At 69.6% G+C, this 7,847-nt stretch carries 7 protein-coding genes and 2 pseudogenes; 2 read left to right on the top strand and 7 right to left on the bottom strand.

Features of this window, described 5'->3' with window-relative positions; all coding sequences use genetic code 11:
• Window positions 1-621: 621 nt before the first annotated feature.
• Window positions 622-1,584, top strand: coding sequence for an SDR family NAD(P)-dependent oxidoreductase (locus tag P3T39_RS36790; protein WP_280703676.1), 963 nt, complete (start codon window positions 622-624; stop codon window positions 1,582-1,584).
• A gap of 243 nt (window positions 1,585-1,827) precedes the next feature.
• Here P3T39_RS36790 and P3T39_RS36785 read toward each other — a convergent pair whose 3' ends face one another.
• Window positions 1,828-2,121 (bottom strand): hypothetical protein, encoded by a 294-nt coding sequence (locus P3T39_RS36785; RefSeq protein WP_280703675.1) that lies wholly within the window; start codon window positions 2,119-2,121, stop codon window positions 1,828-1,830.
• Between the two features lie 317 nt (window positions 2,122-2,438).
• Between P3T39_RS36785 and P3T39_RS36780 the strand changes: the two are divergent.
• Window positions 2,439-3,299: pseudogene (locus P3T39_RS36780) on the top strand (IS982 family transposase).
• Between the two features lie 9 nt (window positions 3,300-3,308).
• Here P3T39_RS36780 and P3T39_RS36775 read toward each other — a convergent pair.
• The 6 genes and pseudogenes from P3T39_RS36775 to P3T39_RS36750 all read right to left on the bottom strand — a co-directional run.
• A complete protein-coding gene (locus tag P3T39_RS36775) occupies window positions 3,309-4,301 on the bottom strand; it encodes a GNAT family N-acetyltransferase (protein ID WP_280703674.1) in 993 nt (330 codons plus the stop codon).
• Window positions 4,302-4,649: 348 nt separating this feature from the next.
• Window positions 4,650-6,065 (bottom strand): cytochrome P450, encoded by a 1,416-nt coding sequence (locus tag P3T39_RS36770; RefSeq protein WP_280703673.1) that lies wholly within the window; start codon window positions 6,063-6,065, stop codon window positions 4,650-4,652.
• A gap of 13 nt (window positions 6,066-6,078) precedes the next feature.
• Window positions 6,079-6,696, bottom strand: a complete 618-nt coding sequence (locus tag P3T39_RS36765) for an ATP/GTP-binding protein (protein WP_280703672.1) — start codon at window positions 6,694-6,696, stop codon at window positions 6,079-6,081.
• Complete coding sequence (locus P3T39_RS36760) at window positions 6,677-7,051, bottom strand: DUF742 domain-containing protein (protein ID WP_280703671.1); 375 nt, start codon at window positions 7,049-7,051, stop codon at window positions 6,677-6,679. Before P3T39_RS36760 ends, P3T39_RS36765 begins: the two co-directional genes overlap by 20 nt.
• Window positions 7,048-7,452 carry a roadblock/LC7 domain-containing protein gene (locus tag P3T39_RS36755; RefSeq protein WP_280703669.1) on the bottom strand — a complete coding sequence of 135 codons (405 nt, stop codon included), beginning with the start codon at window positions 7,450-7,452 and terminating at the stop codon, window positions 7,048-7,050. Before P3T39_RS36755 ends, P3T39_RS36760 begins: the two co-directional genes overlap by 4 nt.
• Window positions 7,449-7,847: pseudogene (locus P3T39_RS36750) on the bottom strand (ATP-binding protein); the annotation flags it as partial. The pseudogene P3T39_RS36750 and the gene P3T39_RS36755, both read right to left, overlap by 4 nt.

Below are 7,847 nucleotides of genomic sequence, written 5' to 3'. Positions count from 1 at the left end.
AAACTGCTGAACCAGGCGCGACAGCGGCCCTGATGTGTCTGCTGAACCACATGAAAGCCGCAGGTCGTCATCCCGGCCTGGGGTGATTCCCTACATCGGTGAAGGCGCTGCCGGGCGCCGCCGAGAAACCCGGGGCCAAGGCCGCGAAGAAGACCGCCCGTGGGAAGCCCGGCTGACCAGGGTCGACGATTGGCTTAGCACCCGGCGTCCGGATCATCCACTCGTGTGGGTGGGCCGAGGCCGAAGATGACCGTTCTCAAGGAAGTTAGTCGCCGGGGATGCCGCTGACCTGGGCCGACTTGGTTGGATGAGACACAGGGCCGTGGCCCAGCGTCTTGTCGAGCGGTCTCATCGAGATTTACATGAGCCAAGGTGGCGGTACACGCTCGCCCGCTCGCCCGCACGAGTTCGATGTGGCTTCTCCGAGGGGTCACATGTGTCGGGTACGGAGATCGGATGCGACGGATGATGGGCCCGCGCAATGTCGGTCGGCTATCAGTGGGGACAGCGACCTGTCGGTGGGATGTGAGTGGCCTCTGGGACCGTAAGGACTGGGCGGCACCAGCTCTGAGGGTGCGATCCCGCCCTTCTCCAGATCACTCCGAGCTCCAGGAGCCCGCTATGCCCTCCGTACCCAAGGCCCCACAGTGGGACGTTCACCGGCTTCCTCACGCCGATGGAAAGAGCTTCCTGGTCACCGGCGGCAACGCGGGCATCGGGTATTTCGTCGCCGAGCAGCTCGCCGGCACCGGGGCCACGGTCGTTCTCGGCAGCCGCGATACGGCGAAGGCCGAAGCCGCGATCGCTTCCATCAGCTCGCGCGTCCCCGGTGCCAAGGCGAAGCACTTGCCCCTGGACCTGGCCGATCTCGCTTCGCTCGGGGCATCCGTGGCCGCGCTCGAGCTGGACCGCCTCGACGCGGTCGTCTACAACGCCGGCGTGGCGCTCGACCATCCACCGCGCCGCGAAACCAAGGACGGCCACGAGCTGATGTTCGCAACCAACCACCTCGGGCACTTCGCACTGACCCACTGGCTGGCCCCCCTGCTCACGGCAACCCCGGGGAGCCGGATCGTCACCACCGGCAGCTTCGCCGCCAAGTCCGAACGCCTGGACCTCGACGATCTCCAGAGCACGCACGACTACCAGCCCAAGCGCGCCTACGCGCGGTCGAAGTTGGCCCAGATGCTCTTCGCTCTCGAGCTCGACCGCCGCCTGCGCGCTGCCGGCAGCACGACGCTGAGCGTGGTCGTCCATCCCGGCGGCGCACTCGACTCCCTCACCCCTTCGCGCCCGCCAGTCCATGTCCGGACCACCGGCGAGCGGCTGCGCTACCTACCGCTCGGCCTTCTCGTCCAGGGCAAGGACGCTGCCGCCTGGCCCGCTGTTCGGGCCGTGCTCGACCCGAGCGTGCGCGGCGGCCAGATGTGGAGCCCCCGAGCGTTCGGGCTGCGCGGTACGCCCAGGATCGAACCCATCTGGAACCACCTGGCCGACACCACGACCGCGGCACATCTATGGGCGGCCAGCTGCAACTTGAGCGGCAACGACCTGACGTTCACCCCACACGACCAGGTTCGATGAGACAGAAGGCCAAACGACTGAGTTCGCTGAGTAGACGCCTCGATTGGATGAGAGCGGACAGCAACCCCAGATAACCCGCGACACCGATCTTTGAGCGCGTGCCACCGAACCTTGACGGACGCGAGTTCGTGTCATCGAAGATTGATCGCACTGGTCAGAGGTTCTGCGTGTAGTTCAGTCCCGCGTACGCAGCTGGCCGCCACGGCATTGGAGCGCGCGTGCGCTCGGCTGCAGGAAGGCCGGTCAGGAGGTCTCGCGAACGATCCAAAAGCGGGATTGGCGGTACGCAGTGCCGTTGGGGTCGTCAGCCGCGACGCGAACCGGAGTGTGGAGACACACGACCCGACCGCCCAACTGCTTCTCCTCGGCCGCCAACCACCGCGACTGCCAGAGCATCGCGGCCGCCATACCCGCCAGAAACATGCCGACCGGTATCCCCGTCGCGTAGCTGGCAGTGAGTCCGATCAGCAGTACCAGGAGCAGCGGCTTGGTGAGGCTGCGGGAGAACAGGTCGAAGGTCTTGTCCCCCGCGACCATCTCAGCGGTCGGCGGACCGGCTCGGGATGAAGGAACTCCGCAACCGCTTCTGTGACAAGGGGTGGCGGTTCGCCCACAACGGGGTCGTGTTCACCGGCGCATCCAGCGTCGCAGTGGAACGCTACCGCTACCGCGGAAGCGACATCCCGACCCCGTGGACCTCGAAACCAGCAGTCGCCACGGCAGGCGGCTGACCAACGGTCAAGACACGTGGAGCGCCCGGTGCGGAGTAATTCGCACGCCGGGTGCGGGAGGGGGCCCGAGGGAGACGACCGACGGAGACGTCGGCACCGCGCCCACGGGCCTACCTCACCGACCTGCTGAAGGACTCGCCGCAGCTGACCCCCTGGCGGCCGGCTGTGGGCATCGCACCGCAACTCGGTGACGCGGAGCTGGTGACGCTGGCCATGATGCAGGCGATGCTCGGCTTCACCTCCGAGGCCCGGTGGCTGCGGTACGCCTACGTCCACCTGCGGCACCTGTTCCCCTACCTGCCTCAGCAGCCCGGCTACAACAAACGGTTGCGCAAGGCTGCCGAGCTCATCCGCCACGTCACCCGCACGCTGGCCCGCGACACCACGCTGTGGAGCGACGACGTGGGGATCGTGGACTCCACACCGGTGGAGTGCGGCCGCTCCCGCGAGACCGTCAAACGCTCCGACCTGGCCGGATGGGCCCAATACGGGTACTGCGCCAGCCACACCCGCTACTTCTGGGGACTGCGACTGCACCTGGTCTGCACCCTGCACGGTCTGCCGATCGCCTTCGCACTGACCGGCGCCAAGGCCGACGAGCGCGAAACGCTGCTGGACCTGCTCGCCGCTGAGCCGCAGCTCACCGCCGAGCGCCCGGGGCAGACACTGATCAGCGACAAGAACTACTTCGGCCGCGAGTTCGAGCAGCAGCTGGCCGAACTGGACATCCGACTGCTGCGGCCGGCACGCAAGGGCGAGGTCGAGCGGCCCGGATCACAGCTGTTCAAGCCGCTGTGACAGGTCATCGAATCGATCAACGAGACCTTCAAGGGCCAACTCGACCTCGAACGACACCGAGGCCGCACTCCCGGCGGTGTGGCCGTCCGCATTCTGCAGCGCATCCTCGCGCTCACCGCCGCGATCTGGCACAACGACCACACCGGCCAGCCGGTCATGCGCGCACTGACCGCCTACGACCATTGATCCGGGGGATCAGTGCGCGGACAGCACCAGGCGACGGGCGTTGTTGCGGTAACCCACGCGTTCGAAGGCCGCAGCCATCGGTGCATTCGTCAGGTCGGTGTCGGCGCGGACTCTCTCCGGATCGGTCTCGGACGCCAGGATCCGGGTGATTTCAGCGAGAATCTCGTCCGCGTATCCATGGCCTCGGTGGTCGGGAAGCACACCGAGGTAACCGACCACGGGGAAGGCATGGTTGCGCGAGGGGAGGCCGAAGCCGACCACCTCGCCGTCCGGTGTCCGGGCGACCCGCCACCAGGACCGGTCCCCGAGCATGGTGTCGCGGTAGAACGCTACGTCGCCGCGTGCCTGGGCCTCGGCGCCGATGTGCTCGGCCTCCTTCCGAGAGGCCGCGTCGAGGGTGCCTGCCAGGACCCGGCGGAACAGGTCGACGAAGACCTCGTCGTTGGGCTCGGCGCAGAAGAGCACACGCCCCGACGGCTCCGGGAGGCCGACCTGTGGCGTCCACTCGTAGCGCAGTCGTTCCAGACTCGCCGGGAGACCGGCGTGTCGGGCCGCCCCCTGTCGCCAGGCCAGGGCCGCGACTGTGTCGGGCCGGTCGTGCCAGTCACCGGGGAGGAAGAAGTGGTACTCCGGCGCAACGGTCGCGCCGGCCCTGGCGTATGCCGCGTGTGCGGCAGTGAGCAACTCTGCGGCCAGGGTGGTGCGGTCAGTTGTCGACCTCACCGAGTCGTGGACGAACACGCCGTCGAGGGCGCTGGGCTGGGCGTCGTCCGGGTCGCCCCACCAGATGGCGAGCGCGAGCGGCGCGCCGCCGGAAGCATCTTCGGCGAGCCACGTCCAGCTGGGACGGTACTCACCGTCGGCAAGACGGGCTTTGTACGTGTCGGCCGTCATGTCGCTGGCCGGGTCGGCGACGATGAGCGGCAGAAAGCGGTCGAGGTCGGACTCGACGGTGGGACGGAAGATCACGGTGCCTCCGAGGCGGTGAAGCTGGAGGCGCAACCCGATCAGGGTGGGTCTATCGCACCCGAGCACGCACGGGGGTGGCAAGGATGATCGGAAGCGCCGGGTCCGGGGTGAACATCACGGGCCCCCCTTCTGTGTGGGACCACGAGGGTCCGGCCGGGGTGGGATCACCGTTCCGGCGCCCAAAGTTGATCAAGAGATCAGCGGTCGTCAGAGTATGGCACCGCCGGATCAAGGGGCAACGGAAATTCCCACCTGCCTTCGTCAAGTGCTGGCGGGACAGCAAACGCCAGGCTGTCAGACCCAATGCGGGGCAGAGCGAGGGCTTCTGCCTCGCCCTGCCGTGACCACCCCTTGGAATCGATCATCTAGGCGGCCGGCCGGTCAGCGCCTCAGCAGCCACCCGAGGAACGAACGCCCGCGCTGCTGGGGCGCCCTGGCTGCCGGCACGGGCGCCGGCCCCCAGGCCACCGGCACCTCCGCCACGGGCGCCGGGGCGGCCACCGCCGCGTCCGGGTCCTGCTCCGCCGACGTGGGGCAGCGCGGAGTGAACTCCACCGGAAGCTCGACCAGATGACGTGACATCAGCGTGGAGACCCAGTGCAGCTCGCCCTCCGGGACGGCCAGCTGGAGGTCCGGCAGCCGGGTCAGCAGGATGTCGATGCCGGTGTCCGCGATGGCCCGGCCGACGTCCTGGCCGGGGCACTCGTGCGGACCGCCGCCGAAGGCCAGGTGGGAGCGGTTGCCGTGGACGGGGACGGACGGGTCGGGGCGGATCGCCGGGTCGACGTTCCCGGCAGCCAGCCCGAGCAGGAGCATGTCGCCGGCCTTGATCTGCTGGCCGCCCAGCTCCGTGTCACCGGTCGCCCACCGGCCGAGGATCGTGGTGAACGGCGGCTCGTCCCACAGCACCTGCTCCAGGGCGTCCGGCAGGGTCATGTGGCCGCCGGCCAGGTTCGCGCGGAAGCGGCGGTCGGTGAGGACCATCCGCAGCGTGTTGGCGATGAGGTTGGACGTGGTCTCGAACGCGGCTATCAGGATGAGCCGCAGGTGCTCCATGACCTCGTCGTCGGAGAGCCGGGCCGGGTGGCCGAGCAGCCAGGAGGCGAGGTCGGGGCCGGGGGTGGCGCGCTTGCGCTCCACCAACTGTCGCAGGGTCGCCACCACGTAGTCGTTGCTGGCCAGGGCCGTCCCGGTGCCCTTGAGCATGTCGCGGGCGGCCTCCACCAGCCGGGGGCCGTACTCCTCCGGCATCCCCAGCAGCTGCGTCATGACGAGCATCGGCAGGTGCTCGGCGAACCGGGTCACCAGCTCGGCGCGGCCCTCCCCCGCGAAGGAGTCGACCAGCTGGTTGGCGAACCGGGTCACGTAGCGTCGGATCCCGCGGCGGTCGAACCGGGCGAGGCTCTCGGTGACGGCACCGCGCAGCCGCTCGTGCTCCTGCCCGTCGGCGAAGTTGCACAGCGGCTGCCAGGCGGTGATCGGCGCCAGCGGATGACCCGCTCCGACCTTGCCCTCCTGCATGGCGTGCCACCGGCGGGAGTCCCGGGAGAAGCGGGACGGGGTCCGCGCGACGTCCAGGTTCTCCCGGTGGCCCAGGACCAGCCAGGCCGGCAGGTCGCCGTGCACCATGACGGGCGCCACCGCGCCGTGCTCGGCGCGCAGCTTCTCGTACAGGCCCATCGGGTCGGCCTCGGCCTCCGGCCCGTACAGCCGCCGGACACCGCCGGCACCGAGGCCGTGCGCCGGGCAGCCGGGCGGAGGGGTGAGGGCGGCGTCAGCGGGGGGCGGGGTGGTCACAGTCTCTCCGAGATCATGAGGCGGGGGCCATGGTGAGGGAGTACAGGTAGCGCATCAGAGCCATCAGGACGTCGCGGCTGGACTCGCGGCTGCGCGCGTCGCACTGGACGATCGGCACCTCGTCGGGCAGGTCCAGCGCGGCCCGCAGTTCGTCCAGCGGGTACGACGGGGACTCCGGGAAGGTGTTGACGGCGACCACGAAGGGCACGCCGCGGTCCTCCAGGCGTCCGATCACGTCGAAGCTGACCTCCAGACGGCGGGTGTCGACCAGCACCACGGCGCCCAGCGCACCCTCGAACAGGCCGTTCCAGAGGAACCAGAACCGCTGCTGGCCGGGCGTGCCGAACAGGTACAGCACCAGCTCGTCGTTGACGCTGATCCGGCCGAAGTCCATGGCCACGGTGGTCGCGGTCTTGCGCTCCACCCCGGCGGTGTCGTCCACGTCGGCACCGGCCTGCGTCATCGTCTCCTCAGTGGTCAGCGGACGGATCTCGCTCACGGCACCGACCAGGGTCGTCTTGCCGACCCCGAAACCGCCCACGATCACGACCTTGACCGCGGTGGCCGCCGAGGAGGGCAACATATCCGCGCTCTGCGGTCCCACGACCGCCTCAGAGCTTCTGAAGTCCATGCATCACCGCCTCAATCAGGGCACGGTCGGGAAGAAGGGCCTGCGGGACGGGGGCGCGCGCCTCCACCCGCTTGTCGGCCAGCAGGTCCGCGAGCAGAACGGTGACCACGCTCATCGGCAGGCCGAGGTACGCGGAGATCTCGGCGACCGAGAGCGGGGAGTGGCAGATCCGCAGGATCGCCGCGTGCTCCGGCTGCATCGTGGGCTGCGGCTCCGAACGGGAGACGATCAGCGTGACCAGGTCGAGGGTGCTGCGCTCGAATGCCGCGCCCCGGTTTAACGCGCTGCGCCCACGAGTGATCACATAGAGCCGCTCGGGGTTCCCCTCGTCCCACTCCTGACCGGTTTCACTCATGCGACCTCGCCGTTGCGCGGCGGGGTACTCAGGTGCTCACCGATCCTGGCCACCAGGTCCCGCATGCGCTGGCCCATCAGTCCGGCGTCGACCCCCTCGTCGGCGAGCACCGCGAGGTAGGCCCGGGCGCCGGCCGCCATCAGGTAGAAGAAGCCGCCGCCCATCTCGATCACGACCAGCCGCATCCTCCCGTCGCCGTGCGGGAACTCGGTGGCCACCGCGCCCGCCAGGCTCTGCAGGCCCGCGCAGGCCGCGGCGAGGCGGTCGGCGGTGTCGGTGTCCGTGCCGTACTGGGCCATGCGCAGGCCGTCGGAGGACAGCACCACCACGTGGCGCGTCTGCGGGACGCTGTCCACCAGATCCTTGAGCATCCAGTCCATGTTGGCCCGCTGCTGAATCACTGCTCACCCTTACCTGACGACTCGTCACTGTTGTGGCCCGCTGGGGCGGTGGCCGGCGTCTCGCCGTTCACACCGCTCTGGAACGCGGCCAGCCACATTCCGGGCTGCACCGGCGCGGCGGCCGGCTCCGGGATCCTGGGAGACTCGGCAGACCCCGTGGGAAGGGTCTGCGCCCTGCCCGCCGGAGCGGCGTGGCGGCGGCGGCGCTGCGGCAGCCCGTTCGGGGTCCGCTCGCTCACCACCGGGGTCTCGTCCTCTCCTGCCGCCGCGTGCGGCTGCGGTCCGGCGGCCGGAAGTGTGGCCGCCCGGGTGGCGACAGCCGGACGGGGACCGGAGGCCACGCCGATGCCGTGGGCCCGGCCGCTGGCGGGCGCCGTGGTGATCAGTGTCTGCGG

Origin of the sequence: Kitasatospora sp. GP82 (assembly GCF_029892105.1) — a bacterium.
In the GTDB taxonomy this organism is placed as follows: domain Bacteria; phylum Actinomycetota; class Actinomycetes; order Streptomycetales; family Streptomycetaceae; genus Kitasatospora.
This window is presented reverse-complemented; position numbering and strand designations above follow the sequence as displayed.

Excerpts from the sequence above, each read along its gene's own strand:
- P3T39_RS36790 (WP_280703676.1), top strand. The coding sequence starts at position 622 with ATGCCCTCCGTACCCAAGGCCCCACAGTGGGACGTTCACCGGCTTCCT.
- P3T39_RS36785 (WP_280703675.1), bottom strand. The coding sequence starts at position 2,121 with ATGGTCGCGGGGGACAAGACCTTCGACCTGTTCTCCCGCAGCCTCACC.
- P3T39_RS36765 (WP_280703672.1), bottom strand. The coding sequence starts at position 6,696 with ATGGACTTCAGAAGCTCTGAGGCGGTCGTGGGACCGCAGAGCGCGGAT.
- P3T39_RS36760 (WP_280703671.1), bottom strand. The coding sequence starts at position 7,051 with ATGAGTGAAACCGGTCAGGAGTGGGACGAGGGGAACCCCGAGCGGCTC.